Source organism: Novosphingobium clariflavum, from assembly GCF_026420865.1.
Classification (GTDB): Bacteria; Pseudomonadota; Alphaproteobacteria; order Sphingomonadales; family Sphingomonadaceae; genus Novosphingobium; species Novosphingobium clariflavum.
In genome coordinates this window covers 274,439-299,450 of record NZ_JAPCWC010000002.1, presented here as the reverse complement: position 1 = coordinate 299,450, position 25,012 = coordinate 274,439, and the positions used below count along the sequence as shown (strand labels likewise).

Sequence of the window (25,012 nt, the reverse complement as noted above, 5' to 3'; positions counted from 1 at the left end):
AGAGGCTGACCATGCGGCCTGAAGCTCTGAATTGCCTGTTTGTCGAAACCGATTCCCTCGACGGCGTGGGGCCCAAGCTCAAGCGTCCGCTCGAAAAGCTGGGCCTCACGCGGCTACGGGATCTTGTCTATCACTTGCCCGACCGTTTCGTGGAGCGGCGCGCGGTCACCCATCTGGACAAGGCCAACGTCGGCGAGAACGTCATCGTCCAGTTGACGGTGCGCGAGCATCGCGCCTCGTCCGGGCGCGGGCCGTTCCGGGTGGTGACCGAAGACGCGCTCGGCAACATTTGCACGATCACCTATTTCGGCCGCGCCTCCTACACCGCGAAAAAGCAGCTTCCGGTGGGCGAGACGCGCTGGGTGGCGGGGCGGCTCGACCAGTACGGGCAGATGCTCCAGATGGTGCACCCCGAACATGTTTCGGAGGACAGCGCAGCACCGGTGGGGCAGCTGTGCGAGGCGGTCTATCCGCTTTCCGAAGGGCTGACGCAGGGGCGCGTGGGCGGGCTTGTCCAGCAGGCGCTCAAGGTCCTGCCGGAACTGGCGGAATGGATCGAGCCCAGCCTTTACGACAAGATGAAGTGGCCGGCCTGGCGCGAGGCGGTGATGGAGGCGCATCGCGGCGTCAATGGCCCGGCGCGTGACCGCCTGGCCTATGACGAATTGCTGGCCAACGCCCTCGCGCTGATGCTGGTGCGCGAGAGCAATCGCCGCCAGTCGGGCACGCCGCTGAAAGGCGACGGTGCGCTGCGTGCCAAGCTCAAGCTGCCTTTCGCGCTGACCGGCGCGCAGAAGCGCTCGATCGACGAGATCGAGGGCGATGTTGCGCAGCAGGCACCGATGCTGCGCCTGCTGCAGGGCGATGTCGGTGCGGGCAAGACGGTCGTCGCGCTCAATGCGATGCTGATCGCGGTGGAGGCGGGGGCGCAGGCCGCCTTGCTGGCGCCGACTGAAATCCTTGCCCGCCAGCACTATGAGACGCTCGCGCGGATGCTGCAGGGCACGGGCGTCGAGATCGCGCTGCTGACCGGGCGCGACAAGGGCAAGGCGCGCGAGGCGATCCTCATGGGCCTCGTCGGGGGCTCCATCGACATCGTCGTGGGCACCCACGCGATTTTCCAGGACACGGTGTCCTATCGCAATCTCGCGCTGGTGGTGATCGACGAGCAGCACCGCTTCGGGGTTGGCCAGCGGCTGATGCTGGCGCGCAAGGGACGGCGAACGCCGCATACGCTGGCGATGACCGCGACACCGATCCCGCGCACGCTGACACTTGCGCAATATGGCGAGATGGAAGTCTCCAAGCTCGATGAATTGCCGCCGGGGCGTCAGGCGATCGATACCCGCGTGGTTTCGGTGGAGCGCATGGGCGACGTCGTCGGTGCCATTGCCCGGCACATCGAGACCGGGCAGCAGGCCTACTGGGTCTGTCCGATGGTCAGCGAAAGCGAGAACGACGATCTGGCCGCTGCCGAGGCGCGCTATGCGGCGTTGAAGGAGCGATTCGGCGAGGATGTCGTGCTGGTCCACGGCCAGCTCAAGCCCGAGGCGAAGGACGCGGGCATGGAACGCTTTGCCAGTGGTGAGGCTTCGGTGCTGGTGGCGACGACGGTGATCGAGGTCGGCGTCGACGTGCCCAACGCCACGTTGATGGTGATCGAGCAGGCGGAGCGTTTCGGTCTTGCCCAGCTTCACCAGCTGCGCGGGCGCGTGGGGCGCGGCAGCGAGAAATCGACCTGTCTGCTGCTGCGCGGCCAGCAGCTCAGCGAAACCGCCCGCCAGCGCCTGGCCCTGATGCGCGAGACGCAGGACGGCTTCCGTCTCGCGGAAGAGGATCTGCAACTGCGCGGCGGCGGCGAACTGCTGGGCACGCGGCAATCGGGCGACACCCCGTTCCGCATCGCCAGTCTCGAACAGATCACCAAGCTCCTGCCTCTGGCCCACGATGACGCCAGGTTGCTGATCGAGCGCGACGGCGGCCTCACCGGGCCACGCGGGGAGGCAGCTCGGCTGCTCCTCTACCTCTTCGAGCGCGACTGGGGTGTGCAGCTTTTGCGGGGTGGCTGAGGGCAATCCGCAACAAAGCCGGGGACGCTGCAATTGACTTGGCTGCGCCGCCCTGTGATGGCCGCGACATGCCCCAGAAACCGGATATCCAGCTCGCCATTTTTGCCCAGGCAGTCGACGCGGTCGGCGGACAGCGCGTGATGGCGCGTTACATGGGCGTATCCGAAAAGGAAGTGCGCGATTTCCTCTCCGGCGACGTGGCGCTGGATCGCAATGCGCTGCGCTCGGCCTCGCAGGGGCTGATCAAGCAGGCGGACATGTGCCGCCGGCTCGAGCGCAAGCTGTCGCCGGCCTTTGTCGAGAACATGACCGACAAGCAGCTGGAGGGCCTGACCTTGCCTGACGGGCGGCCCGAGAACCACAAGCAGGGCTGATCCTGCACGCAGCGGCCTTATCGAAAGGGCGGAGGTTCGTATGGAACCTTCGCCTTTTTCTTTGTGTGCTGGATCTGGATGTCTGTGCTGCAGACAGCAAAAAACCCAGCGTTTCCGCTGGGTTTCTATGCCTCACCCGAAGGTGAAAATGGTCGGGGAAAGAGGATTCGAACCTCCGGCCCCTGCCTCCCGAAGACAGTGCTCTACCAGGCTGAGCTATTCCCCGACCGGAGGGCGTTCCGAAGAGCGCCCGGGGCAGGAGCGCGCCTATATAGGGCGACTCTCAGGGTGGCAAGTGCAGAAAATCGCTTTTTATGCGGCATAGCGCGCCGAGGGTGTGGACAACTTTTGTTCCGACCCCGAAGCGCTCCCGGAAACACGGAAATGCGCGACGATGCGCGTCAGGTTTTCCGCTTCACTGGACAGGTTGCGTGCGGCGGCGGTCCCTTCCTCCACCATTGCGGCGTTCTGCTGCGTTGCCGAATCAAGGCCGCCGACGCGTTCGTTGATTCTTCCGATGTCGGTAGCCTGTTCCATCGATACCTGGGCGATCCGGGCGAGAGCCTCGTCGATTTCGGCAATGGCGCTGACGATGGTCATCAGCGATTCGCCCGATCGGCCTACCAGCTTCACGCCCGAGGCAACTTGCTCGGTGGAGGCGCCGATCAGCGCTTTGATCTGGTTGGCGGCATCGGCAGACCGCTGGGCCAGGGCGCGCACTTCCGTCGCCACCACGGCAAATCCCTTGCCTGCCTCACCGGCACGGGCGGCCTCGACGCCGGCATTGAGGGCCAGCAGGTTGGTCTGGAAGGCGATGCCGTCGATCAGGGCGATGATCTGGCTGATCTCGTTGGCGGAGCTTTCGATCTCGCCCATCGTCATGACGGCGTCCTCGACGATTGCGGCGCCGCTCATCGCGTCGTTGCGAGCCTTGGCGACGCCCGTCTGAAGCTCGCGGGCGCTGGCGGCATTGTTCTGGACCGTGGTGCTGAGCGCGCGCAGGGTCGCGGCGATGTCCTCGACCGTCGCGGCCTGCCGTTCGGTGCGCAAGGCAAGGTCGTCGGTGGCGGAGCGGATCTCGAGTGAACCGGTCTCGATCTGTCGGGCCGATTCGCCCACCCCGCGCACGATGCCGTCGAGGTCTTCCGCAGCGGAATTGAAATAGCCGCGCAATTCCTCGTAGCTGGCGGGAAAGGCTCGGGGCAGGCGCAGCGACAGGTCACCGGCGGCAAGCGAGCGAAGCCCGTCGCCAATGCTGTCGATCACGCTCCTTTGCTCGTCGGCCGCTGCGGCCCGTTCCTGTTCCGCCGCATGCTGGAGCGCTTCTCGCGCTTCGTGTGCCGCAGCCTGGTCGATCACCAGCTTTTCGAGCCGGATGGCGACCATGACCAGGACCAGCGTCTCGGCGATGACGATCACCGCGTGAAGGACGACCCGGCCGAATTCGCCGCCATTGGTGAAGACGAGCGAAGGCGCGATGAAATTGGTCAGCAGGTGATGGACCGCGGTTACGGCTGCAGAAAGCAGGATAGGCCGCCAGTCGGCCAGAATCGCCAACATGGCGATCGTCGCGAAAAACAGCATGTGGAGGTCGATCATCCATTCGTGACCGGACCATTGCCACAGTAGGATGGCCGGATAGAGCGGCAAGGTCAGGCCGAGGGCCAGGCGGCTTTGCGGCCCGCTTTCGCTACGCAACACCAGCCAGGTGGGCGCGAGTGTCACCAGCACGGCGGCGGCAGGCGGGGCGATGCCGCTCTGTGCAAACAGAGTGCTGCCCAGTGCTATCAGCACGCCGATCCAGCATACCAGGACGAGCCCCTGGGCTCCTTTGCGACGCAGTTCTTCCAGTTCATTCATGGTCGGGGATTCGGTTCTTTTGGGAGGGAGTGCCCACAAAGGGCTTCGGGAACGGAAATCAGGAGGGCGCCTTGCCGCAGGGCGGCGAGCGTGGCGCGTGCAGAGGGTACGCGCACGAAGACGCTGCCGGGCCAGGGGCCGCGGGCGATCACGCCTGCACGCACGTCATGCGCCCATTGAAACGGGGCGGCACTGCCATTGCCGGGGGAGACGTAAAGTGCGATCCCGCCGCTGGCCGGCGTCAGCGCGAAGCAGACGGTCGCAATGGCAACGAGACCTTGCAGGCCCAACACGCCATTTGCCGCGTTCTTGCTCTTGGCACGGGGGCTGGCGGTGTTTGTCATGGCACCAATTATAGAGCCGTAGTCCTGCGTAGCTGCGAAGAGGACCATAAGGTAAAGCACAAGGGTGAGGGCGGCTCGGGCGAAGCTGCTCTTTCCCTTGCGGCTCGGGGGAGGTAGGTCAGGGGCATGACCGACAACCTGATTGAAGCCACCAGAATCGTCCCGTCCAGCGAAGCCTCGGGCCGGCACTGGGAATGGCAGTATCTCGACCTGATGCGCCGCATCTGGGAGCAGGGTGACGAACGGGTGGACCGTACCGGCGTGGGCACGCGCTCGGTCTTCGGGGCGACCATTCGCTTCGACCTGTCCGGCGGCCTGATGCCGCTGCTCACGACCAAGCGCGTCTACTGGAAGACCGCGAGCCGCGAGATGCTGTGGTTTCTGACGGGTGACACCAACATCCGGTCGCTCTGTGCGCAGGGCGTGGAAATCTGGACCGATTGGCCGCTCGACCGTTACCGCAAGGCCACTGGAGCGGAGATCGCCCGCGCCGATTTCTCGCGCCGCATCGTCGAGGATGAGGCTTTTGCTGCCGAATGGGGCGATCTTGGTCCGGTCTATGGCAAGCAGTGGGTCGACTGGCCGGTCTATGAGCCAGCCGGCGAGGGGCTCTACAAGAAGCGTGGGCAGGGCGTGAACCAGGTCGCGCAAGTGATCGAGAGCCTGCGCACCAATCCCGGCAGTCGCCGCCATATCATCGAGGGGTGGAACGTTGCGGAGTTGGACGCGATGGCGCTGCCGCCGTGCCACAAGACCTATCAGTTCCACGTCGCCGACGGCCGGCTGTCCTGCATCCTCTATCAGCGCAGCTGCGATCTCGGCCTCGGCTTCGCGTTCAACATGTGGTCACTGGCGCTGCTGACGCGGATGTTTGCGCAGCAGTGCAACCTTGAACCGGGCGAGGCCGTTTGGATGGGTGGTGATGTCCATCTCTATCTCAACCACGCCAGCCTCGTCGAAGAGCAGCTGTCGCGCCAGCCCTCGGGCGAGGCGCGGCTCGATATCGTGCGCAGGCCCGATTCGATCTTCGACTATCGGATCGAGGACTTCGCGGTTTCCGGCTACGCGCCGCAGGCCCATATCGCCGCGCCCGTGGCGGTGTGACGGGCCTTTGGGGCGGCCAATCGACTCTGTATTGACATTACTCTTGGTTGAAATATTGTGACCTGACTGTGGAATTTTGAAACCTTCCGTTAACCGTTGTTTTCGGTGCAGTTTCGCTTTCCACGGCCCGATTCAATGCGGGAGAGGAAGCAAAAATGGCCCCAGGCCCGACACGTACCGGTAAGTCGCGCGGCAATCTGCCGCCCCTCGATCTCTATGTCCCCGAGCCGAAGTTCCGGCCCGGCGATCCGGTCGACTATTCGCATCTGGAAATCCCCGCAGCCGGCAAGCTGGCGCGCCCCGACGAGGGGTGCGCTGCCAGCGAGACATGGCCGCTGACGCTCGACCTGATCCGCGTGCTGGATGAGAATGACGCGGCGGTGGGGGCGTGGAACCCCCATCTCGATCCCGAGACGCTGCGCCGCATGCTGGCATCGATGGCGCTGACCCGCGCTTTCGACGATCGCATGTATCGCGGCCAGCGGCAGGGCAAGACCAGCTTCTACATGAAGTCCACGGGCGAGGAGGCGGTCTCGATCGCCTGCGCCCATGCGCTGGCCTTCGACGACATGGTGTTCCCCAGCTACCGCCAGCAGGGCATCCTGATCGCGCGCGGCTATCCGCTGGTGGAGATGGTCAACCAGATCTACTCCAACCGCGCGGACCCGCTGAAGGGCCGCCAGCTGCCGATCATGTATTCGGCCAAGGACTACGGGTTCTTCTCGATTTCCGGCAACCTCGCCACGCAGTTCCCGCAGGCGGTGGGCTGGGCGATGGCCAGCGCGATCAAGGGCGATACCCGCATTGCCACCAGCTTCGTGGGCGAAGGCTCCAGCGCGGAAGGCGATTTCCACGCGGCGATGACCTTTGCAGCGGTCTACAATGCGCCGGTCGTGCTCAACGTCGTCAACAATCAGTGGGCGATCTCCAGCTTCTCGGGTTTTGCCGGGGCCGAGCGCACCACTTTCGCAGCCCGCGCGGCGGGTTATGGCATCGCCGGCCTGCGAGTGGACGGCAACGACATCCTGGCGGTCTATGCCGCGATGGAATGGGCAGCCAACCGCGCCCGCTCCAACCAGGGGCCGACGCTGATCGAGCACTTCACCTATCGCGCCGAGGGGCACTCCACCTCGGACGATCCCACGGCCTATCGCTCTGCGCATGAGCGGGAGGAATGGCCGCTGGGCGACCCGATCATGCGCCTGAAGAAGCATCTGATCGCGCTTGGCGAATGGTCCGAGGAACAGCACGCCGAGATGGACCGCGACGCTGCCGAGCAAGTGAAGGCCGCCACCAAGGAGGCCGAGAAGAACGGCATCCTGGGGCACGGCCTGCACCATCCGTTCCACACCATGTTCGAGGACGTCTTCGAGGAACTGCCCTGGCACCTTGAAGAGCAGGCGGATCAGGCGATCCGCGAGCGGCAGAGCAAGTTCCCGGATTGGAAGGACTGATCATGATGATTGAAGAAGATTCGGTCAGCCTCCACGACGCGCCGACGCGCCAGATGAACATGATCGAGGCGATCAACGACGCGCTCGACATCATGATGGCGCGCGATCCCGATGTGGTGACTTTCGGTGAGGACGTCGGCTATTTCGGCGGCGTGTTCCGCGCGACGGCGGGCCTCCAGAAGAAGTACGGCCGCAACCGCGTGTTCGATACGCCGATCAACGAATGCGGCATCATCGGCGCTGCCGTGGGCATGGCCGCATATGGCCTGCGCCCGGTGCCGGAGATCCAGTTCGCGGACTACATCTACCCGGGCATGGACCAGCTCGTCTCCGAGGCGGCGCGTCTGCGCTATCGCTCGGCGGCGGAGTTCATCGCGCCGATCACCGTGCGCTCGCCCTTCGGAGGCGGCATTTTCGGCGGCCAGACCCACAGCCAGAGCCCGGAGGCCCTGTTCACGCACGTTTCCGGCCTGAAGACGGTGATCCCGGCCAGCCCCTATGACGCCAAGGGCCTGCTGATCGCCGCCATCGAAGACAACGATCCGGTGATCTTCTTCGAGCCCAAGCGCATCTACAACGGCCCGTTCGACGGCTATTACGATCGTCCGTCGAAGACGTGGAAGGGGCACCCGCTCGGCATGGTGCCGGAGGGGTACTATTCGATCCCGCTCGGCAAGGCGCGGATCGTGCAGGAAGGTTCGGCGCTCACGGTGGTGACGTACGGCACCATGGTCCACGTGGCCGAGGCGGTGCTTGCCGAAAAGGGCGTCGATGCGGAGATCATCGACTTGCGCACGCTGGTCCCTCTCGATCTGGCGACTGTGGAAAAGTCCGTGGAAAAGACTGGGCGTTGCTTGGTGATACACGAGGCGACCCGCACCTCCGGCTTTGGTGGGGAACTGGTGACGCTGGTTCAGGAGCGCTGCTTCTATCACCTGGAAGCCCCCGTCGAGCGCGTGACCGGCTTCGATACGCCGTACCCGCACAGCCTTGAGTGGGCCTATTTCCCCGGTCCCGTCCGCATTGGCGAGGCGGTCGATCGTCTGTTGAAGGATTGATTTGATGGGACGCTATACTTTCAGGCTCCCCGACATCGGCGAGGGCATTGCCGAGGCCGAGATCGTCGCATGGCACGTCAAGATCGGCGACCGGATCGAGGAAGACGACCGCGTTGCGGACATGATGACCGACAAGGCGACGGTCGAGATGGAAAGCCCGGTTTCGGGCATCGTCGTCGAAGTCGCCGGTGAGGCGGGTGACATCATCGCCATCGGATCGCCGCTGGTGGTGATCGAGGTCGAAGGCGCTGGTAACGACGTTGATGGCGTGGCGGCTGGTGCTTCGACAAGCTCAGCACGAGCGGATGTTGTGGAGGCGGTTCCTGCACCCACCCCGGCTCCTGCTCCTGCTCCTGCTCCTGCTCCTGCTTCTGTTTCGGCGTCTGTTGCTGCCTCCGAACCGCCGCCGACCCCCAAACCCGCTCAGGCTGAGCGTGTCGAAGCCCGCGCGCCAACGCCCGCCACGCACGCCAAGGTCATGGCCAGCCCCGCCGTCCGCAAGCGCGCGTCGGATCTGGGCATCAATCTGGCCGAAGTCCGCCCCGCGGAAGACGGCCGCGTGCGCCACGGCGATCTCGACGCCTTCCTGTCCTATAACGCTGCGGGCGGTTTCCAGCCTGCCGGCAACAAGGGCAAGGACGAACAGGTCCGCGTGATCGGCCTGCGCCGCCGCATTGCCGAGAACATGGCCGCGTCCAAGCGCCAGATCCCCCACTTCGCCTATGTCGAGGAATTCGACGTGACGGCGCTGGAGGAAACCCGCGCGCAGCTCAACGCGGGGCGCGGAGATCGGCCCAAGCTGACCATGCTGCCGTTCCTGATCGCGGCGATCTGCAAGCTGCTGCCCAAGTATCCGATGCTCAACGCGCATTACGATGACGAGGCGGGCGTAGTGACGCGCTACGGCTCGGTCCATCTGGGCATGGCCGCGCAGACTCCGGCGGGCCTGATGGTGCCGGTGATCCGCGATGCACAGGACCGTAACTTGTGGCAGCTCGCTACCGAGATCGGCCGCCTTGCCAATGCGGCGCGCGATGGTTCGGCCAAGTCGTCGGAGCTTTCGGGTTCGACGATCACGGTCACTTCGCTCGGGCCGATGGGCGGCGTGGCCACCACGCCGGTCATCAACCGTCCCGAAGTCGCGATCATCGGTCCCAACCGCATCGTCGAGCGGCCGATGTTCGTGAAGGGCGCTGACGGCGTGGAGCGCATCGAGAAGCGTAAGATCATGAATGTCTCGATGTCCTGCGATCACCGTGTGGTAGATGGCTGGGACGCCGCCAGTTTTGCGCAGGACCTCAAGAAGCTGATCGAGGCGCCGGCGCTGATTCTCGCGGGCTGATATAGGGAGAGGGCATATGGGCAGGGATCCGCGCGTCGATGAGTATATCGAACAGGCCGCGGACTTTGCCCGCCCGATCCTCACTCAATTGCGTGCTCTCACCCATCGCGCGCTGCCCGGGGCCGAAGAGGCCATCAAATGGGGCATGCCGCACTTTCTTGTGCGGGGTAAGAACGTCGCCGGGATGGCGGCGTTCAAGGCGCACTGCACGTTCGTTGTCCACGGAGATGGGCGACAGGGTGATGCGATGGGTCAGTTCGGGCGCATCACGGCCGTCGGCGATCTTCCGCCTGAAGGCGAACTCATCGAAAAATTGCAGGCAGCGCAGGCACGGGTGCTCGAAAAAGGCACGGCGCTGAAACGTGCCGCGCCGCGTGCGCCCAAGCCGGAAATTCCGATGCCGGAAGACTTTGCGGCGGCGTTGGCGGCTGCTCCGGCCGCGCAGGGGCATTATGATGCCTTCTCGTCATCGCAGCGGCGCGAATATCTGGAATGGATCACCGAGGCCAAGACGCAGACCACGCGTGCCAGGCGCATGGCTCAGGCCGCCGAGTGGATTTCCGAAGGCAAGCGCCGCAACTGGAAGTACGAGCGCTGCTGAGCCTGAATCAGCGCACGATGCCGCTGTAGGTGATCTGTCCGCGTCCACGCGCCGCGCTCTGCGGCGGGATGCGCCAGCGAACATGCGTGACGTCATCGGGGGTGGCGAGGCGATTGCCGATCCTCAGGGCGCCGATACGGCCCCATGAGCGGCCGCCGTCCACCGAAACCTCCTGCATGTCCTCCGCGCTCTGCTGATAGGCAAGGGCGGTGGGCACGGGATTGGTGATGACAAAGCCGCCGGTTCCGGCTGCGCGGACCCATGTAACGATCGTCACGACTCTATCGCCGCGCGCAAGGCGGCTGGCGGGTTCCAGGCGGCGCGAGGCGGCTGAACTGCTGCGTTCCACATAGACTGCACTGTCAGTGGCCACGGCGGGCCCTGTGCGCAGTTCTGCATGCCCAGCGCTGGCGGTGAACGTGCCGGCTGCAAGTGCAAGCGTCATGGCGAGATGGATTGCTTTCACCCGAATACCCCCTGCGATGTTCCACGCCGTTTCCGCGTGAACGAGGCATTTTCTGCGATTCCAGTTGCCAACATATAGTTAACGCCGATTGACCACGTTCCGCGCCGGAGGGGCAGGGGCGGGATGTGCCGGGAATTTTCGGGGGTGTGGATAAAAACTTTTCAATGTTCGGGTCATTCCCGTTGACAGGGTGGGGCACCTGCCATAGAGGCGCGGCTCCCAAGCGGACGCAAACGCAAAAACGCGGGTGTAGCTCAGTTGGTTAGAGTGCCGGCCTGTCACGCCGGAGGTCGCGGGTTCGAGCCCCGTCACTCGCGCCACTTGGGAAAATGCTGGTAATGCAGCGACTTGAGGTAGTCTAAAAACCTCACATACATTGCTGCGCGGGTGTAGCTCAGTTGGTTAGAGTGCCGGCCTGTCACGCCGGAGGTCGCGGGTTCGAGCCCCGTCACTCGCGCCATTTCCTTTACGGGAAGTGGTAAAGCAATGAAACGAAAAAGGCCGGGTTAACGCCCGGCCTTTTCTTTTGTCCGCGGCAGGTGTGCCGTTCCTGATTCGTCGAATCAGGTGGCCGCTCAGGGCAAAAATAAAAGCGCTGGGGAATCACCCCCAGCGCCCGGTCTCCATCCAGATCAGGAACCGCTTCAGCGGTAGCAGCCAGACCACTCCCAGAACCACGTAGATGGGTGTCTGGAGCAAGGGGTGCCATCCTCCGATCACTGGGGCCAGATAGCGTGCAATCAGCACGCCATAGGCGATCAGGGCGGCAAACAGCCCCAATACGCCCAGCGGGATTCGCAGTGTCGGAGTCTCGCGCAAGTTCAGATCGCTCCCTCGTATATTCTTGTCGGCGTCACCACGGCATCGAGGATGCGGTCGTGCGCTTCGATGGGAAGGGTGTCGGCGAGTTGGCAGTCCCATGCAAGCCCGATCGCGGGAACATCGGGGTTGGCATCGAGCCAGCGATCGTAATGGCCGCCGCCCTGGCCCAGTCGGTGTCCCTCGCTGGTGAAGGCGAGCAGCGGCACGATGGCGATGGCGGGGGTGACGGGCGCTGCGTCTGCCAGTGGTTGCAATGCGCCCCAGGGGCCGATCGCAAGCTGCTCTTCATCGAAGGGATTGGCCCAGAGCCGAAATTCCATCGGTGCTTCGCGCGATTCGAACCAGGGCAGGGCGATCTTGCGGCCGTTTTCCGACAGCCAGCGCGCCCAGCCAAAGGCCGGCGCCTCGTCGCCCACGGGGGCATAGAGACCGATGGTGAGCCCCTCGGGCATCATTTCGGCGACGGGGGCGGGCGGGCGGTTCAGCATCAGCGCGCGCAGTTGCTGCGGGAGCGAGGCGACGTGCTCCGCGCGGGCCGCACGATGCTTCTTGCGCAGAGCGGCCTTTTCGGCTGCGGGAGAGAGAGGGAGTGACGAATCCACCGGTGGTCCCATTCCTGGCGTTCAGAGCCGCACGGTATCATTTGCGGCTGCATTGGGCATGTTGGAATTCCAGCACGGCCAGCTTCGGGCCCATGTTGGAAGGGCGAGGCTAAATCCCTCAAGAAAAGGGAGTGATCGCGGAAGAGGGGGTGACGGGACCACCATGGGGTCGTTTGCCTAGAAATCCTCTGACGCCTCGACGTCAGGTGGGGACCATGTGTTCCGGACCAGGGTCCGGGCAGGGACAGCCCCCTTGGATTTGCTTATAGCCTCAGGGATTTTCGAACGGCTCGTGCCGGGCAGTTCCCGTCACCATCTAATTAGGGGTTCTCGCGCGCTTCCTCAAGGATGCTTGCGAGATTTTCGATGCTCTCGGCAATTTTCGCCAGCCGCTCGAGCATTTCCGGGGGCAGCGAGGCATTTTCCTCGCTGGCAGCAGGTGCCGGGGGCGGCGCGGGAGGCGGTGCGGCGTCTTGTTCGCGCAGGTTATGCACTTCGTCGGCCAGCATGATGGCCGCAAACAGCAGCATGCGCGTCTCGGTCTGGCCGACGGCACCGGCAGCGGCTGCCTTCTCGTCGATCAGGCGGCCGAGGTTCTCGACATGGCCTTCCTGGCCGTCCGCGCAGGCCAGCGTGAAGCTGCGGCCGCCGATGGTGAGATTGACGTTGCTCATGCCTCGCGCCGCGCCAGCAATGCATCGATTTCGCCGAGGGCATCCTCAACCAGCACCCGCAGGCGGCGATCGCGACTGCGCTGTTCCACGGTTTCCGGAATGGCCTTGTCGAGACGGGACAACGCCGACTCGATCCGTTCGACGATCTGAACGATCGGTACCTCTTTCATGGCTTACGGTTACCGCGAAACTGCAAAAAGGCAAGAATTTGGCACAGCTTGGCGACTAATGCTTCGACGAGTGGAAGAGATTGTGCCACCACGCGAATTGCCTGGGCCCGGATCTGCGGTGTTTGGCTGCGGTGAACTTGACGCCCGCAGGCCTCAGCCTAAAGGGGGTCGGCAAGCCGAATCGTTCCTTTTTCCGTTTACCGGAGCCACCCGATGACCCTTGCTGCCGACCGTCTCGCGCCGATGGCCAACGCCATTCGCGCGCTTTCCATGGACGCGGTCCAGGCCGCCAACAGCGGCCACCCCGGCATGCCGATGGGCATGGCCGATGTCGCCACCGTCCTGTTCTCCAAGTTCCTCAAGTTCGATCCCGCCGCGCCCAAGTGGGCCGACCGCGACCGCTTCGTGCTGTCGGCCGGTCACGGTTCGATGCTGATCTATTCGCTGCTTCACCTGACCGGCTATGCCAGCCCGACGATGGACGACATTCGCAATTTCCGTCAGCTGGGCTCGGTCTGCGCCGGTCACCCGGAAAACTTCCTGATCGAAGGCGTGGAATGCACCACCGGCCCGCTCGGCCAGGGTCTGGCCATGGCCGTCGGCATGGCGATGGCGGAGCGTCAGCTCAACGCCACTTTCGGTGACGATCTGGTCGATCACAAGACCTGGGTCATCGCCGGTGACGGCTGCCTCATGGAAGGCATCAACCACGAAGCCATCGGTCTTGCCGGCACGCTGAAGCTGGGCCGCCTCAAGGTCCTGTGGGACGACAACAAGATCACCATCGACGGCGATACCTCGCTTTCGACCAGCGAAGACATCCCGGCGCGCTACCGCGCTTCGGGCTGGGACGTGTTCGAGTGCGACGGCCACGACTTTGCCGACATCGAACGCGCGCTGGCCGCGGCTGCCGCTTCGGACAAGCCGACGCTGGTCGCCTGCAAGACCGTTATCGGCAAGGGCGCCCCGAACAAGCAGGGCGGCCACGACGTCCACGGCGCCGCGCTGGGCGAGGCCGAAGTGGCCGCGGCCCGCGAATACCTCGGCTGGACTTCGGCTCCCTTCGAGATCCCGGCGGAAATCCTCGCCGACTGGCGCTCGCTCGGTCAGGCCGGTGCCAAGGCCCATGCCGAATGGTTCGTGCGCCTCGGCGCTTCGGACAAGGCGGATGAATTCACCCGCCGCATGGCCGGTGAACTGCCGGAAGGCGATGCGATCCGCGCCAAGCTGGCCGAATGGCTGGAAGGCGATGCCACCGTCGCCACCCGCAAGGCTTCGGAAAACTGGCTAAACGTGCTGGCCCCGGCGATCCCCGAGATGATCGGTGGTTCGGCGGACCTTACCGGTTCGAACAACACCAAGGCCAAGTGCCAGGAACCGTTCACCCCGGACAACTTCGGCGGCCGCTATGTCTATTACGGCATCCGTGAGTTCGGCATGGCCGCGGCCATGAACGGCATGGCGCTGCACGGCGGCGTGATCCCCTACGGCGGCACCTTCCTGATCTTCTCGGACTACTGCCGCAACGCGATCCGCCTCTCGGCGCTGCAGCAGACCCGCGCGATCTACGTGCTGACCCACGATTCGATCGGCCTTGGCGAAGACGGCCCGACCCACCAGCCGGTCGAGCACGTCATGTCGATGCGCCTGATCCCGAACCTCTACGTGTTCCGTCCGGCCGACGTCATCGAGACGGCGGAATGCTGGAACGTGGCCCTGGAATCGCAGGATACGCCTTCGGTGCTGGCGCTTACCCGCCAGAACCTGCCGCAACTGCGCAAGACCGGCGACATGCTTTCGGCCCGCGGCGCCTACACGCTTCGCCACGCCGAAGCGGACCGCAAGGTGATCCTGATCGCCACCGGTTCGGAAGTCGAACTGGCGGTCAAGGTTTGTGCCGAGCTGGAATCGCAGGGCATCGGCGCCGATGTCGTCTCGATGCCGTGCATGGAACTCTTCGCCGCCCAGGACGAAGCCTACCAGCACGAAGTCCTGCCCCATGATGCGTCGATCCTGAAGGTCTCGATCGAGGCCGGCACGACCATGGGCTGGGAACGCTACACCGCACAGAGCCGCAACGGCGGCCTGAACATCGGTCTCGACCGCTTCGGCGCCTCGGCTCCGGCCAAGGACCTCTTCGCTCGCTTCGGCTTCACCGTCGAGGCGATCGTCCCGAAGATCCTCAACAAGCTTAGCGTGTAAACAGGAGAATTTACCAATGGCGACCAAGGTTGCGATCAACGGTTTCGGACGTATCGGGCGCAATGTCGCTCGCGCCATTCTCGAACGCACCGACCATGACCTCGAGCTGGTGTCGATCAACGACCTGGCCGATGCTCAGGCCAATGCCCTCCTGTTCAAGCGTGACAGCGTCCACGGCACCTTCGAAGGCACCGTGGAAGTCGACGGCACGGATCTCGTCGTGAACGGCAAGCGCATCCACGTGACGGCAGAGCGCGATCCCGCGAACCTGCCGCACGCCGCGCAGGGCATCGACATCGTGCTCGAATGCACCGGCTTCTTCACCGACAAGGCGAGCGCCGGCAAGCACATCGACGCGGGCGCAAAGCGCGTGCTCGTCTCGGCTCCGGCCAAGGGCGTGGACCTCACCGTCGTCTACGGCGTGAACCACAAGGAACTGACCGCCGATCACGTCGTCGTGTCGAACGCCTCGTGCACCACCAACTGCCTGGCGCCCTTCGCCAAGGTGCTGAACGAGAAGATCGGTATCGAGCGCGGTCTGATGACCACGATCCACTCGTACACCAACGATCAGAAGATCCTCGACCAGATCCACAAGGATCCGCGCCGCGCCCGTGCCGCCGCGATGAACATGATCCCCACCAGCACCGGCGCCGCCGTGGCCGTGGGTCTCGTTCTTCCCGACCTCAAGGGCAAGCTCGACGGTTCGTCGATCCGCGTGCCGACCCCGAACGTCTCGGTCGTCGACCTCACCTTCGTGCCCAAGCGCGACACCACCGCCGAGGAAGTCAACGCGCTGCTCAAGGAAGCGGCCGAGGGCGAACTCAAGGGCGTGCTCGGTTACACCGAAGAGCCGCTGGTCTCGATCGACTTCAACCACGACGCCCACTCGTCGACGATCGACAGCCTGGAAACGGCGGTCCTCGAAGGCAAGCTGGTCCGCGTCCTGTCGTGGTACGACAACGAGTGGGGCTTCTCCAACCGCATGATCGACACCGCCGGTGTCATGGCGGGCCTGCTCTGAGGGCTTGCTGGCGGTGGATCGCCCCGGCGGCGTCAAGCGGTGGAGAAGCCGCATTGATGCCGGTGGCGGGCGGTCCGCCCCCACCACTGTCGCCGCGGAAGTCCGGTATGGGACTTTCGCGGCGCAGTGCATCCGGCAGGATCGTCCGGTGCCCGCTGCGCGGCGTCGTCAGGGCGGTCAGGGCCGTATAGACTGCGAACAAGATATTCCGACGGTGCGCCTGTAATGGCGCGCCGCCTTGGGTGACGAGACAAGGACCGAACGATGAGCGCTTTCAAGACCCTTGATGACCTTGGTGACGTGACCGGAAAGGTCGCGCTGGTGCGCGTCGATTTCAACGTGCCGATGAACGACGGCGTCGTCACCGACGATACCCGCATCCGCGCTGCCGCGCCGACGATCCTGCAGCTCGCCGAGAAGGGCGCCAAGGTTCTGCTGCTCGCCCACTTCGGCCGTCCCAAGGGTGAGCGCGTGCCCAGCATGTCGCTGTCGATGGTGGTCGGCGCGGTCGAGAAGGTGCTCGGCAAGGAAGTGATGTTCGTGCCGGAAGTGGCGGGCGACGTGGTCAAGCAGGCCGTCGGCATCCTGCGCGCGGGCGACATCGCGATCCTCGAGAACACCCGGTTCTGGAAGGGTGAGGAAAAGAACGAGGCCGAACTCGCTGCCGCGATTGCCGCCAACGGCGATTTCTACGTCAACGACGCCTTCTCCGCTGCCCACCGCGCCCACGCCAGCACCGAGGGTCTCGCCCGCGTGTTGCCCGCCTATGCCGGGCGTTCGATGCAGGCTGAACTGGAAGCGCTGGAAAAGGCGCTCGGCGCACCGGAAAAGCCGGTCGCGGCCGTGGTCGGCGGTGCCAAGGTCTCGTCGAAGCTCGACGTGCTCAAGCACCTCGTCACCCAGGTCGATCACCTGATCATCGGCGGCGGCATGGCCAACACGTTCCTGGCCGCCAAGGGCGTGGACGTGGGCAAGTCGCTCTGCGAGCATGACCTGACCGGGACAGCGAACGAGATTCTCGACACCGCCGATCAGTCGGGCTGCACCGTGCACCTGCCCTACGAAGTGGTGGTGTCGAAGGAATTCGCCGCCAATCCGCCCAGCCTGCGCACCTGCAACGTCCACGAAGTGGCTGCCGACGAAATGATCCTCGACGTCGGCCCGCTTGCGGTCGAGGCGCTTGGTGACGTGCTCAAGACCTGCCGCACGGTGGTGTGGAACGGTCCGCTCGGTGCCTTCGAGACGGTGCCGTTCGATGCCGCCACCGTGGCTCTGGCCAGGACGGCGGCCGCGCTGACCCGCGAAGGCTCGCTGACCTCGGTGGCTGGTGGCGGCGATACCGTTGCCGCGCTTCACCATGCGGGCGTGGCGGAAGACTTCTCGTATATCTCCACGGCGGGTGGTGCCTTCCTGGAGTGGATGGAAGGTCGCGAACTGCCCGGCGTGGCAGCGCTCGAAGCCTGATAGGACAGGGCGGGGCGGCGCGCATGAACGGACCTGCTTCGGTTTCCGACGCTGCCCGGGCCTGGCAAGGCCCGCGCCCGCCTTGGCACGGCCGCTATGTAACGCTCGACGGCATGCGCGGGATTGCCGCGCTTGCCGTCGCGCTGTTCCATTTCAACATCTCGCAGGCCCCGCACGGCTACGTCGCGGTGGACTTCTTCTTCGCGCTTTCGGGCTTCGTGCTTGCCACCAGCTACCTGCCGCGCTGGCAGGCGGGCATGGGCACCGGCGAGTTCATGCTGAAGCGTCTGGTCCGCCTCTATCCGCTGTTCCTTGTCGGCGTGGCCCTGACGACGGTCGTGGGCCTTGCGCGTCTGCACAGCGGCGGCGATACCTCGCTGAGCCTCAGGACCATCCTGATCAGCACCGGCATCAATGCCGCGATGCTGCCGTCGCCGCTGACCAACACGCTGTTTCCGCTGAACGTGCCGGCCTGGTCGCTGTTCTACGAACTGGTCGCCAACTTCCTCATGATCGTGCTGCTGTTCCGCCTGCCGCGCGTCGGCATCGCGCTGGTCTGCGCGCTTTCGGCATGGTGGTTCGTGCCGGCGGTCGTGGATAACGGATCGGGCAATATCGGCGCGGTCTGGCACGAGTGGCCGATCGCGCTTGCCCGCACGCTCTATTCGTTCGGGATCGGCATGCTGATCGCCCGCATGCCGCAGCCCGAACATCGTCCGTCGTCCTGGGTGGGGGTGGCCTGTCTCGTGGCCATTGCCGCGATGCTGATGGCCGATCCGCAGTTCCTCTCGGCAACCGCCTACGACCTTGCCTGTGCGCTGCTCGTCTCGCCGCTGCTGGTCTGGTGCGGCTCGCGCTTCGAGCCCTCGCGCCGTTTTGCACGCATCGCCTGGTTCGTGGGCGAGGTGTCCTTTGCGCTCTATGCGGTGCACTGGGCGGTGATCGAGCCGATGCGTTACTTCAAGGACGATCTGCACTACAATGCCGTGTTAATGGCATTTGTCTTTCTGGGCGCGTGCCTTGCCATTGCCTGGCTTTGTGTGCGCTGGATCGACGTACCGGCCCGCACTCTGCTGAGCGGCGTCCTGCGCCGCCGCGAAAAGGCGCAGCGCCTGCGTCACGCCGCGCTGCCTTAGGGCGCGCAACCGTTTCGCTCCGGCTCGCCGGGGCAAATCTAGGAGGAGAAACCCATGGAATTTTCTGAGATGACGGCCAAGATCGCCGGCGGAAACGGCTTCATCGCCGCGCTTGACCAGAGCGGCGGTTCGACCCCCAAGGCGCTCAAGGGCTACGGCATCGAGGAAGGCGCCTGGTCGACCGAAGAAGAGATGTTCGGCCTGATCCACCAGATGCGCGCCCGTATCATTTCCTCGCCCGTGTTCACCGGCGAAAAGGTTCTCGGCGCGATCCTGTTCGAACGCACCATGGACGGCGAAGTAAACGGCGTTCCCACCCCGCAGGCGCTGATCGCCAAGGGCGTGGTGCCGTTCATCAAGGTCGACAAGGGCCTTGAGGACGAAGTGAACGGCGTGCAGCTGATGAAGCCGATGCCGACGCTCGATGCGCTGCTGGAGCGTTCGAAGGCGCTGGGCGTGTTCGGCACCAAGGAGCGTTCGGTGATCAACTCGGCCAACGCCGAGGGCATCGCCGCCGTCGTCAGGCAGCAGTTCGAGATCGGCAAGCAGGTGCTCTCGCATGGCATGATGCCGATCGTCGAGCCCGAGGTGAACATCAAGAGCGCCACCCGCGCCGAGTGTGACCAGATCCTGCTCGCCGAGCTTCTCAAGAACCTCGATGAACTGCCCGAAGGGCAGAAGGTCATGCTCAAGCTCTCGCTGCCGATCGTGCCGGGCACGTTCGATCCGCTGGTCACCCACCCCAAGGTGCTGCGCGTCGTTGCGCTCTCGGGCGGCTACGAACGTCCCGAGGCCTGCGTCGAGCTGGCGAAGAACAAGGGCATCATCGCCAGCTTCAGCCGCGCGCTGCTGCAGGACCTGCGCGCGCAGATGAGCGATGCCCAGTTCGATGCCGCGCTCGGCGAAGCGATCGACGAGATCTTCAAGGGCTCGACCCAGAAGGCGGACGCTGCTGCGGCAGTCTGATCGTCCGGATCACGCGAAAGGAAAGGGCGGTGCCGCAAGGCGCCGCTCTTTCTTGTTTCAGAGGCCGCCCATGAAGCGAAAACCGAACTGGTAGGCGAGCGGGGCCGGCTTGGAGCCTGCAACCGGCGTCGGACTTGCGGCCAGCAAGGTCAGGCTGCCGTCGGCGACTTGCACCGGCTGTCCGAGCGTCATGTCGATCTTGTGCGAACCCGAGCCGAGATCGATGCGTACGCGAAGCCTCAGGCGCCCGGCCTGGATGCACTGCACACCTCGCGGACAGCGGCTGTCTTCGATCAGCGAGAGCGGGGTGACCCTGGGGCCATCGACGGAAACCGTCTCGCCGATGCGGGTATAGGCGAGGGGCGGGCCGTTGTAGGGACGCGAGGCAGGCAATTCGCCGGGCGGCGGTGCGGGCGGCGGGGTGGCCTGCTCAGGCATGGGCGCCGGGCGCTGCGGGCGGGCAGGAGGCGAGGGGGCATCGGGAGGAGCCGGGCGATAGGACGAATGCGGTGCCTGCATCGGCGCGGACGGAGGCATTCCGGCGCTTTCGGGGATGATCCGGCAACCGCTTGTCGCCAGGGCCAGCGCGGCGAGCGCCAGGGTCTGTGCGAGCGCGGAGGAAAGGGCGGGCGGCGGGGCGCGTCGTTTCATGTTCCTCCCTTATAGCTGGAAGCAGCCCCGGGTTCCGGGTGCTTGCCGGCGCAACCTATCGGCAGCGCCTGAACCTCTCCCGAACGAAACGGGCTTTGCCTGCCGCACCGGGGCGGGTAGGGATGGGCACAGCAAGTGGTATGACGATGAAAATTCTCAAGTCCTGGCGGGGCGTCGATGGTTGGCTCAAGCTCTGGGTCGCCTATCTGGCAGCGAGTTACATCCTTCTCTCGCTGCTGCCCATGTCCGTCCGGCAGGTGGTAATGCCACCCGTTTTCTGTGCCCTGCTGGCGACAAGCGTGATCGCGCGGCTACGGCCCCGGCTCGATCCGATGTTGCGCCGCGCGCTCGCCTTGCTGGTCGCGGAAGCGGCATGGCTCGGCTTTGATGCGGGGGCGGCAGGCGGCGTGCCGCCGGCAACTGTCATCGGCATCCTGGCAGTGCTCGCCTTTGCGGTCTGCCTGGTCTGGCGCCCTTCGAGAATACTGCTGGGCGTGCTGGTCGGCGCGGTCGGCGCCGCGGCGTTCGATGCCATCTATCAGGCGGTGAGCGCGGCGGACTGGAACCTCGAGACCGCCACCGAGGCGCTTCATGCGACGATGCGCCTTGCGATCCTGGTGTTCGCCCATGCCGCGCTTACGGGTTCCAATCGTGAGGCCGAGGACGCCTTGTTCGAAGACGAAGTCTTTTCCTGAGCCTCGCGAACGGCTAGGTGCGCGCTTATGGAAGAGATTGAACGCGAACCGACGCAGCTTTACCTGATTTCGCCGCTCGATGTGACCGGCGCTTTCCCTGACCGCCTGTCCCGCGCGCTCGATGCCGCGCCGGTGGCGGCGTTCCAGTTCCGCGTCAAGAACGTGGACCAGCACGAGGCGGCACGCCTTGCCGAGCCGCTGCAGAAGATCTGCGGGGATCGCGATGTGGCCTTCATCGTCAACGATTCCACCAGCCTGGCAAAGCGCCTCGGCGCGGACGGCGTGCATCTGGGGCAGGAGGACGGCTCGGTCGAGGAAGCGCGCAAGGCGCTTGGCCGCGACGCGCAGATCGGCGTGACCTGCAACAACAGCCGTCATCTTGCGATGGACGCGGGCGAAGAGGGCGCGGACTATGTGGCCTTCGGTGCCTATTTCCCCACGACCACCAAGGACGTGAAGCACATGGCTGGGCTCGACCTGCTGGAATGGTGGCAGTCGATCTTCGAAATTCCCTGCGTTGCCATCGGCGGCATCACGCCTGAAAACTGTGCGCCGCTGGTAAAGGCCGGGGCCGATTTCCTTGCGGTGTCGGGTGCGGTGTGGAACGGCGATGAGGCCGCTGCGGTCAAGGCTTTCCACGAGGCGATAACTGGCGCGATGGGCTGAGAGGCTGCCGCGAAATTCGTCACAAGCGAATTTCGCGGCACCGGTCCGCTCCCCCAACCCGGCCTCCCACTGGTCTATCCCGATGGGGGGCGGGCAAGCCACTGCCTGTCAGAAATCGATCTTCGCGATCACATCCTCCCCGAATTTCAGCGCCAGATCGCAATATTCCGCGCGCGTATCGGCATGGACGGTTGCCCCGGCGCCATCGATGCCCAGCGACTTGAGGTGCGCGAAGTGGTCCAGCGCTTCCGGCGCGCTCCAGCCTGGCTTGATCGCGTAAGTCGAGGACGCGATGACCTTCGGCGGCTCGGTACGGCCGATCTTTTCGGCATGCGCGCGCATGTAGGCGATGGCCTCGCTGATGTCTTCGTCACCCTCCAGATTGGCGGTGCGGGCGGTGTCGGTCACCGACTTGGGCACGAAGAACGGGTGCCAGGCATCGCCCATCTCCGCTGCCCGGCGCAGCGCGCGCCGCGAATTGCCGCCGACCAGAAGCGGGGGGTGCGGCTTCTGCACCGGCGTCGGCAGTATGCGATTGCCCAGCGCGGTGTATCCGCTGCCCTCGAATGTGAAGTCTTCGCCCGTCCAGGCCAGCTTCATCGCCGTGATGTACTCGTCCATGAGGTCGTTGCGGCTGTCGAAATCGACGCCCAGCGCCTTGTATTCCCCCTTCATGTACCCTGCCCCAAGGCCCAGAATCACGCGGCCATTGGTGAAGTGGTCCAGCGACGAGACCCCGCGCGCCACCACGAAGGGATTGCGGTACGGAAGTACCAGAATGTTGGTCTGCAGCCGCAGCTTGGTGGTCACCGCGCCCAGCATCGACAGCATCACGAACGGGTCCTGCGCGTAGTGTCCGCCCGCATCCAGCCAGCGTGCTGAGGGAGCAGGGTGATCGGTGACGGTGCCGGCGTGGAAGCCCGCCTTCTCGACCGTGCGGGCAATCTCGTGCACGGCCTCCATGGTGCCGAATTCCTCCGGCCTGTCGATGCGGTCGAAAGGCAGGCTGGTGCTGAGCGTGAGGGTCATGGCGTGCGGTCTCTCGTTCAATCGGTGGGCTCGGGCGGCAGCACCCAGTTCTCATCGCTGTTGCGCACCCATCCGCCGGAAGCCCAGGTGCCGCCGTCGACCGGGATGATCGTGCCGGTAACGTAGCTGGCGAGCTTCGAGGCGAGGAACACGGCGACGCGGCCGCATTCCTCATCGACGCCTGCACGGCCCAGGGGGATGCGGCGGCGGATCGCCTCTTCCTGTGCGGGCGAGGGGCGATGCCAGAGCTGCGGATCGACCGGCCCGGTGAACTGGCCGCGCGTGCCCGGCGTTACCGTATAGTCGGGCGCGATGGCGTTCACGCGGATGCCGTGGTGGGCAAGTTCAACCGCCAGCGTACGGGTGAGGTTGTTGATCCCGGCCTTGCACGCGGCATAGACCGCGAAGCCCGGCGCCGCGCGCGACGCCTCGATGCTGGTGACGTTGATGATTGAACCTCCACGCCCGCTCTCGATCATGATCGGCAGCGCGGCCTGCGTGGCGGCAAGGTTGGAGACGAGGTTGAGATCGATATGGCGGCGCCAGTTCTTCTCGGTGAGGTCCGCGAAGGGCCGCCGGGACACACCGCCGACATTGTTCGCCAGCACGTCAAGCCGCCCGAAATGGCGCGCCGCCTTGGCAACGGCATCCTGCACGACATCGACGTCCATCGCATTGCCGGCGATGCACAGCGCCTTGCGTCCGCGGGCCTCGATCAGTTCGGCGACCTGGTCGCAGCGTTCGGGGACCAACTCGAGGATCGCGACGTCCGCGCCCATGTCGGCCATCGAGAGTGCGATCGCTCGCCCGATCCCGCCGCCGCCACCGGTGACGAACACGACTTTCCCCGACAGGTCGATGACCGAGGCATCCACACCCGTTCTCCCTTCAACCGGGCCGTTTTCGGCCTCCCGGGCGTGGCCAACCGTCGATCGCCGGGTTGTAGACACGCCTCAAAACGCGAACAGCATCAGCGAGATCGAGAGGGTCGTCTATATCTTTCTCCAGTCCGCAGGAGAGGATCGTCTCCACGGTAAGTCCGCGATTTATCGCGCTTTCGCAATGGGTTGAGAAGCTGTCCTGACCAAAGGAGAAAGGAAACCAGATCCCTGCCGGTAATGGCAGGGACAGCGCGTTGGTGCCGGTGCGATGACGGTCCGGGGCGATTCCCAGTGCATCGTGCGGCAGATCCACGAGCCGTTCGATGTCAGCGGCGGTGATGCACGGCAGGTCTGCCGGCAGCACCAGGATACGTTCCGGCCCCGCTGCGGTGATGGCCGATACCGTGCTTTCCAGCGCCCCGTTGAGGTCGGGGCCAGGATCGTCGAAACGCAGCACCCCGCTACCCAGATTGGGCCGCGCCGGACCCAGCACGCAGACACGCCGGATCGCCCGGCAGCCGCGTACCGTATCGAGGACATGGCGCAACATGCCTGAAACCAGCGCCTCGCGCTCGTCGGGATCGAGCGCGGAGGCAAGCCGGGTCTTGCCCAACCCCGGCGCCTTGACCGGGATGAGCGCCCAGCAGCTCACGGTACCTCGGGCGCTGCGGTGAGGTTGGTGAAGCGTATTCCGGCCCCGTCGGCCTTGTAGGTCTTGTTCATGTAGATGAGGATCGAGGTGAGCGCCTCGGCCGCTGCCGAATTGGCAAGGGCACCGCCGGAAAGCCCGCGCAGGCCCATGCCGGGGCACAGGTCCATCACGGTCTGGCGCGCCTCCACATCGTCCGAGAAGACCAGCACGTCGCAGTCGATGGCGTGATCGCTGTCGAGGTGGTGGGCAGAGACGTTGTGGAACGCGGTGACGAGGCGGGCGTCCGGCCCCAGATGCTCGCGGGCCTGCATCGCGGCGCTGCCCTCTGCGGGAAGCTGCACGCGCATGACCTTGGGCGGCACCAGCGGCACGGTGGTGTCGACGACCACGGCCGAGCCGATCACGCCCGAGATCTGGCGCAGGGTCTCGCCTTGCGAGGCATGGGGCACGGCGACGATGACCACGTCCTTGCCTCGCGCGGCCTCGCCGTTCTCGCTATGCCCAGCTGCGCCAAGTTCCTCGGCCGTTGCCCGGGCCTTGTCCGCCGTGCGGGATCCGATCGTCACCTGATGCCCCGCCTTGACGAGCCTTCGGGCAATGCCCTTGCCCAGCGCGCCGGTCCCGCCGATCACCGCGATTGCTGCCATCAGATCATCTCCCCTGCGAATTCTCGGTCGTTGTCATTGTCGTTCCCGGTGCAGCCGCT

General features: G+C 65.1%; 26 protein-coding genes and 3 tRNA genes. 16 read left to right on the top strand and 13 right to left on the bottom strand.

Annotated elements, in window-relative coordinates:
* Window positions 1-11 precede the first annotated feature (11 nt).
* Window positions 12-2,069: an ATP-dependent DNA helicase RecG gene (gene recG, locus OKA11_RS03760; RefSeq protein ID WP_267218876.1), complete on the top strand. Its 2,058-nt coding sequence runs from the start codon at window positions 12-14 to the stop codon at window positions 2,067-2,069.
* A 68-nt stretch (window positions 2,070-2,137) separates the two neighbouring features.
* Entirely contained in the window at window positions 2,138-2,443 is a 306-nt protein-coding gene (locus OKA11_RS03755; RefSeq protein ID WP_142633061.1) for a helix-turn-helix domain-containing protein, read from the top strand.
* Window positions 2,444-2,592: 149 nt separating this feature from the next.
* Here OKA11_RS03755 and OKA11_RS03750 read toward each other — a convergent pair.
* The 3 genes from OKA11_RS03750 to OKA11_RS03740 form a co-directional block, all read right to left on the bottom strand.
* Window positions 2,593-2,669 (bottom strand) — tRNA-Pro (locus tag OKA11_RS03750).
* A gap of 86 nt (window positions 2,670-2,755) precedes the next feature.
* Window positions 2,756-4,303: a methyl-accepting chemotaxis protein gene (locus OKA11_RS03745; protein WP_267218875.1), complete on the bottom strand. Its 1,548-nt coding sequence runs from the start codon at window positions 4,301-4,303 to the stop codon at window positions 2,756-2,758.
* Window positions 4,300-4,647, bottom strand: coding sequence for a hypothetical protein (locus tag OKA11_RS03740; RefSeq protein ID WP_267218874.1), 348 nt, complete (start codon window positions 4,645-4,647; stop codon window positions 4,300-4,302). The genes OKA11_RS03745 and OKA11_RS03740 overlap by 4 nt, the downstream gene beginning before the upstream one ends.
* A gap of 126 nt (window positions 4,648-4,773) precedes the next feature.
* Between OKA11_RS03740 and thyA the strand changes: the two genes are divergently transcribed.
* The 5 genes from thyA to OKA11_RS03715 all read left to right on the top strand — a co-directional run bounded on the left by thyA (window position 4,774) and on the right by OKA11_RS03715 (window position 10,206).
* Window positions 4,774-5,751 carry a thymidylate synthase gene (gene thyA, locus OKA11_RS03735; protein ID WP_267218873.1) on the top strand — a complete coding sequence of 326 codons (978 nt, stop codon included), beginning with the start codon at window positions 4,774-4,776 and terminating at the stop codon, window positions 5,749-5,751.
* 155 nt (window positions 5,752-5,906) lie between these two features.
* Window positions 5,907-7,205 (top strand): 3-methyl-2-oxobutanoate dehydrogenase (2-methylpropanoyl-transferring) subunit alpha, encoded by a 1,299-nt coding sequence (locus tag OKA11_RS03730; RefSeq protein WP_267218872.1) that lies wholly within the window; start codon window positions 5,907-5,909, stop codon window positions 7,203-7,205.
* A gap of 5 nt (window positions 7,206-7,210) precedes the next feature.
* Window positions 7,211-8,263 (top strand): alpha-ketoacid dehydrogenase subunit beta, encoded by a 1,053-nt coding sequence (locus OKA11_RS03725; protein ID WP_267219004.1) that lies wholly within the window; start codon window positions 7,211-7,213, stop codon window positions 8,261-8,263.
* A 4-nt stretch (window positions 8,264-8,267) separates the two neighbouring features.
* Window positions 8,268-9,605, top strand: coding sequence for a dihydrolipoamide acetyltransferase family protein (locus tag OKA11_RS03720; RefSeq protein ID WP_267218871.1), 1,338 nt, complete (start codon window positions 8,268-8,270; stop codon window positions 9,603-9,605).
* A gap of 16 nt (window positions 9,606-9,621) precedes the next feature.
* The gene (locus OKA11_RS03715) at window positions 9,622-10,206 is read left to right on the top strand and encodes a YdeI/OmpD-associated family protein (protein WP_267218870.1); all 585 of its coding nucleotides are present in this window, start codon (window positions 9,622-9,624) and stop codon (window positions 10,204-10,206) included.
* 7 nt (window positions 10,207-10,213) lie between these two features.
* Here the strand turns inward: OKA11_RS03715 and OKA11_RS03710 are convergent, their stop codons facing one another.
* On the bottom strand, window positions 10,214-10,651 hold the full coding sequence (locus OKA11_RS03710) for a hypothetical protein (protein WP_267218869.1): 438 nt from the start codon (window positions 10,649-10,651) through the stop codon (window positions 10,214-10,216).
* A gap of 264 nt (window positions 10,652-10,915) precedes the next feature.
* On the opposite strand from OKA11_RS03710, the gene OKA11_RS03705 reads away from it, so the two are divergent.
* Window positions 10,916-10,992, top strand: a tRNA-Asp gene (locus tag OKA11_RS03705).
* 63 nt (window positions 10,993-11,055) lie between these two features.
* A tRNA-Asp gene (locus OKA11_RS03700) sits at window positions 11,056-11,132 on the top strand.
* A gap of 143 nt (window positions 11,133-11,275) precedes the next feature.
* Here OKA11_RS03700 and OKA11_RS03695 read toward each other — a convergent pair.
* The 4 genes from OKA11_RS03695 to OKA11_RS03680 form a co-directional block, all read right to left on the bottom strand.
* Window positions 11,276-11,491: a DUF2842 domain-containing protein gene (locus tag OKA11_RS03695; protein WP_267218868.1), complete on the bottom strand. Its 216-nt coding sequence runs from the start codon at window positions 11,489-11,491 to the stop codon at window positions 11,276-11,278.
* 2 nt (window positions 11,492-11,493) lie between these two features.
* Complete coding sequence (locus OKA11_RS03690) at window positions 11,494-12,108, bottom strand: 5-formyltetrahydrofolate cyclo-ligase (RefSeq protein WP_379489381.1); 615 nt, start codon at window positions 12,106-12,108, stop codon at window positions 11,494-11,496.
* A 308-nt stretch (window positions 12,109-12,416) separates the two neighbouring features.
* Window positions 12,417-12,770 (bottom strand): cell division protein ZapA, encoded by a 354-nt coding sequence (locus OKA11_RS03685; RefSeq protein WP_267218866.1) that lies wholly within the window; start codon window positions 12,768-12,770, stop codon window positions 12,417-12,419.
* Window positions 12,767-12,940, bottom strand: a complete 174-nt coding sequence (locus OKA11_RS03680; protein ID WP_185928716.1) for a hypothetical protein — start codon at window positions 12,938-12,940, stop codon at window positions 12,767-12,769. The genes OKA11_RS03685 and OKA11_RS03680 overlap by 4 nt, the downstream gene beginning before the upstream one ends.
* Before the next feature lie 213 nt (window positions 12,941-13,153).
* Between OKA11_RS03680 and tkt the strand changes: the two genes are divergently transcribed.
* The 5 genes from tkt (at window position 13,154) to OKA11_RS03655 (ending at window position 19,732) form a co-directional block, all read left to right on the top strand.
* The gene (tkt, locus tag OKA11_RS03675) at window positions 13,154-15,142 is read left to right on the top strand and encodes a transketolase (protein WP_267218865.1); all 1,989 of its coding nucleotides are present in this window, start codon (window positions 13,154-13,156) and stop codon (window positions 15,140-15,142) included.
* A 16-nt stretch (window positions 15,143-15,158) separates the two neighbouring features.
* A complete protein-coding gene (gene gap / locus OKA11_RS03670; protein WP_142633083.1) occupies window positions 15,159-16,166 on the top strand; it encodes a type I glyceraldehyde-3-phosphate dehydrogenase in 1,008 nt (335 codons plus the stop codon).
* 264 nt (window positions 16,167-16,430) lie between these two features.
* On the top strand, window positions 16,431-17,630 hold the full coding sequence (locus tag OKA11_RS03665) for a phosphoglycerate kinase (protein ID WP_267218864.1): 1,200 nt from the start codon (window positions 16,431-16,433) through the stop codon (window positions 17,628-17,630).
* Between the two features lie 23 nt (window positions 17,631-17,653).
* Window positions 17,654-18,766 (top strand): acyltransferase family protein, encoded by a 1,113-nt coding sequence (locus tag OKA11_RS03660; RefSeq protein WP_267218863.1) that lies wholly within the window; start codon window positions 17,654-17,656, stop codon window positions 18,764-18,766.
* 54 nt (window positions 18,767-18,820) lie between these two features.
* Window positions 18,821-19,732, top strand: coding sequence for a fructose bisphosphate aldolase (locus tag OKA11_RS03655; protein WP_267218862.1), 912 nt, complete (start codon window positions 18,821-18,823; stop codon window positions 19,730-19,732).
* Between the two features lie 57 nt (window positions 19,733-19,789).
* Here the strand turns inward: OKA11_RS03655 and OKA11_RS03650 are convergent, their stop codons facing one another.
* Window positions 19,790-20,383, bottom strand: a complete 594-nt coding sequence (locus tag OKA11_RS03650) for a hypothetical protein (RefSeq protein WP_267218861.1) — start codon at window positions 20,381-20,383, stop codon at window positions 19,790-19,792.
* 140 nt (window positions 20,384-20,523) lie between these two features.
* Here OKA11_RS03650 and OKA11_RS03645 point away from each other — a divergent pair, with 140 nt between their 5' ends.
* Together OKA11_RS03645 and thiE are read left to right on the top strand one after the other, a co-directional pair.
* Window positions 20,524-21,078 (top strand): hypothetical protein, encoded by a 555-nt coding sequence (locus tag OKA11_RS03645; RefSeq protein ID WP_267218860.1) that lies wholly within the window; start codon window positions 20,524-20,526, stop codon window positions 21,076-21,078.
* A gap of 27 nt (window positions 21,079-21,105) precedes the next feature.
* Window positions 21,106-21,744, top strand: a complete 639-nt coding sequence (thiE, locus tag OKA11_RS03640) for a thiamine phosphate synthase (protein WP_267218859.1) — start codon at window positions 21,106-21,108, stop codon at window positions 21,742-21,744.
* A gap of 108 nt (window positions 21,745-21,852) precedes the next feature.
* Here thiE and OKA11_RS03635 read toward each other — a convergent pair whose 3' ends face one another.
* The 4 genes from OKA11_RS03635 to npdG are packed head-to-tail and all read right to left on the bottom strand — an operon-like array spanning window position 21,853 to window position 24,953.
* The gene (locus OKA11_RS03635; protein ID WP_267218858.1) at window positions 21,853-22,773 is read right to left on the bottom strand and encodes an LLM class F420-dependent oxidoreductase; all 921 of its coding nucleotides are present in this window, start codon (window positions 22,771-22,773) and stop codon (window positions 21,853-21,855) included.
* A gap of 17 nt (window positions 22,774-22,790) precedes the next feature.
* Entirely contained in the window at window positions 22,791-23,648 is an 858-nt protein-coding gene (locus tag OKA11_RS03630) for an SDR family NAD(P)-dependent oxidoreductase (protein ID WP_267218857.1), read from the bottom strand.
* A 13-nt stretch (window positions 23,649-23,661) separates the two neighbouring features.
* The gene (gene cofC / locus OKA11_RS03625) at window positions 23,662-24,306 is read right to left on the bottom strand and encodes a 2-phospho-L-lactate guanylyltransferase (protein ID WP_267218856.1); all 645 of its coding nucleotides are present in this window, start codon (window positions 24,304-24,306) and stop codon (window positions 23,662-23,664) included.
* On the bottom strand, window positions 24,303-24,953 hold the full coding sequence (npdG, locus tag OKA11_RS03620) for an NADPH-dependent F420 reductase (protein WP_267218855.1): 651 nt from the start codon (window positions 24,951-24,953) through the stop codon (window positions 24,303-24,305). Before npdG ends, cofC begins: the two co-directional genes overlap by 4 nt.
* Window positions 24,954-25,012 lie beyond the last annotated feature (59 nt).

Coding starts and splice junctions, on each gene's coding strand:
- recG (WP_267218876.1), top strand. CDS start 12: ATGCGGCCTGAAGCTCTGAATTGCCTGTTTGTCGAAACCGATTCCCTC.
- OKA11_RS03755 (WP_142633061.1), top strand. CDS start 2,138: ATGCCCCAGAAACCGGATATCCAGCTCGCCATTTTTGCCCAGGCAGTC.
- OKA11_RS03745 (WP_267218875.1), bottom strand. CDS start 4,303: ATGAATGAACTGGAAGAACTGCGTCGCAAAGGAGCCCAGGGGCTCGTC.
- OKA11_RS03740 (WP_267218874.1), bottom strand. CDS start 4,647: ATGACAAACACCGCCAGCCCCCGTGCCAAGAGCAAGAACGCGGCAAAT.
- thyA (WP_267218873.1), top strand. CDS start 4,774: ATGACCGACAACCTGATTGAAGCCACCAGAATCGTCCCGTCCAGCGAA.
- OKA11_RS03730 (WP_267218872.1), top strand. CDS start 5,907: ATGGCCCCAGGCCCGACACGTACCGGTAAGTCGCGCGGCAATCTGCCG.
- OKA11_RS03725 (WP_267219004.1), top strand. CDS start 7,211: ATGATTGAAGAAGATTCGGTCAGCCTCCACGACGCGCCGACGCGCCAG.
- OKA11_RS03720 (WP_267218871.1), top strand. CDS start 8,268: ATGGGACGCTATACTTTCAGGCTCCCCGACATCGGCGAGGGCATTGCC.
- OKA11_RS03715 (WP_267218870.1), top strand. CDS start 9,622: ATGGGCAGGGATCCGCGCGTCGATGAGTATATCGAACAGGCCGCGGAC.
- OKA11_RS03710 (WP_267218869.1), bottom strand. CDS start 10,651: ATGACGCTTGCACTTGCAGCCGGCACGTTCACCGCCAGCGCTGGGCAT.
- OKA11_RS03690 (WP_379489381.1), bottom strand. CDS start 12,108: ATGGGACCACCGGTGGATTCGTCACTCCCTCTCTCTCCCGCAGCCGAA.
- OKA11_RS03685 (WP_267218866.1), bottom strand. CDS start 12,770: ATGAGCAACGTCAATCTCACCATCGGCGGCCGCAGCTTCACGCTGGCC.
- OKA11_RS03680 (WP_185928716.1), bottom strand. CDS start 12,940: ATGAAAGAGGTACCGATCGTTCAGATCGTCGAACGGATCGAGTCGGCG.
- tkt (WP_267218865.1), top strand. CDS start 13,154: ATGACCCTTGCTGCCGACCGTCTCGCGCCGATGGCCAACGCCATTCGC.
- gap (WP_142633083.1), top strand. CDS start 15,159: ATGGCGACCAAGGTTGCGATCAACGGTTTCGGACGTATCGGGCGCAAT.
- OKA11_RS03665 (WP_267218864.1), top strand. CDS start 16,431: ATGAGCGCTTTCAAGACCCTTGATGACCTTGGTGACGTGACCGGAAAG.
- OKA11_RS03660 (WP_267218863.1), top strand. CDS start 17,654: ATGAACGGACCTGCTTCGGTTTCCGACGCTGCCCGGGCCTGGCAAGGC.
- OKA11_RS03655 (WP_267218862.1), top strand. CDS start 18,821: ATGGAATTTTCTGAGATGACGGCCAAGATCGCCGGCGGAAACGGCTTC.
- OKA11_RS03650 (WP_267218861.1), bottom strand. CDS start 20,383: ATGAAACGACGCGCCCCGCCGCCCGCCCTTTCCTCCGCGCTCGCACAG.
- OKA11_RS03645 (WP_267218860.1), top strand. CDS start 20,524: ATGACGATGAAAATTCTCAAGTCCTGGCGGGGCGTCGATGGTTGGCTC.
- thiE (WP_267218859.1), top strand. CDS start 21,106: ATGGAAGAGATTGAACGCGAACCGACGCAGCTTTACCTGATTTCGCCG.
- OKA11_RS03635 (WP_267218858.1), bottom strand. CDS start 22,773: ATGACCCTCACGCTCAGCACCAGCCTGCCTTTCGACCGCATCGACAGG.
- npdG (WP_267218855.1), bottom strand. CDS start 24,953: ATGGCAGCAATCGCGGTGATCGGCGGGACCGGCGCGCTGGGCAAGGGC.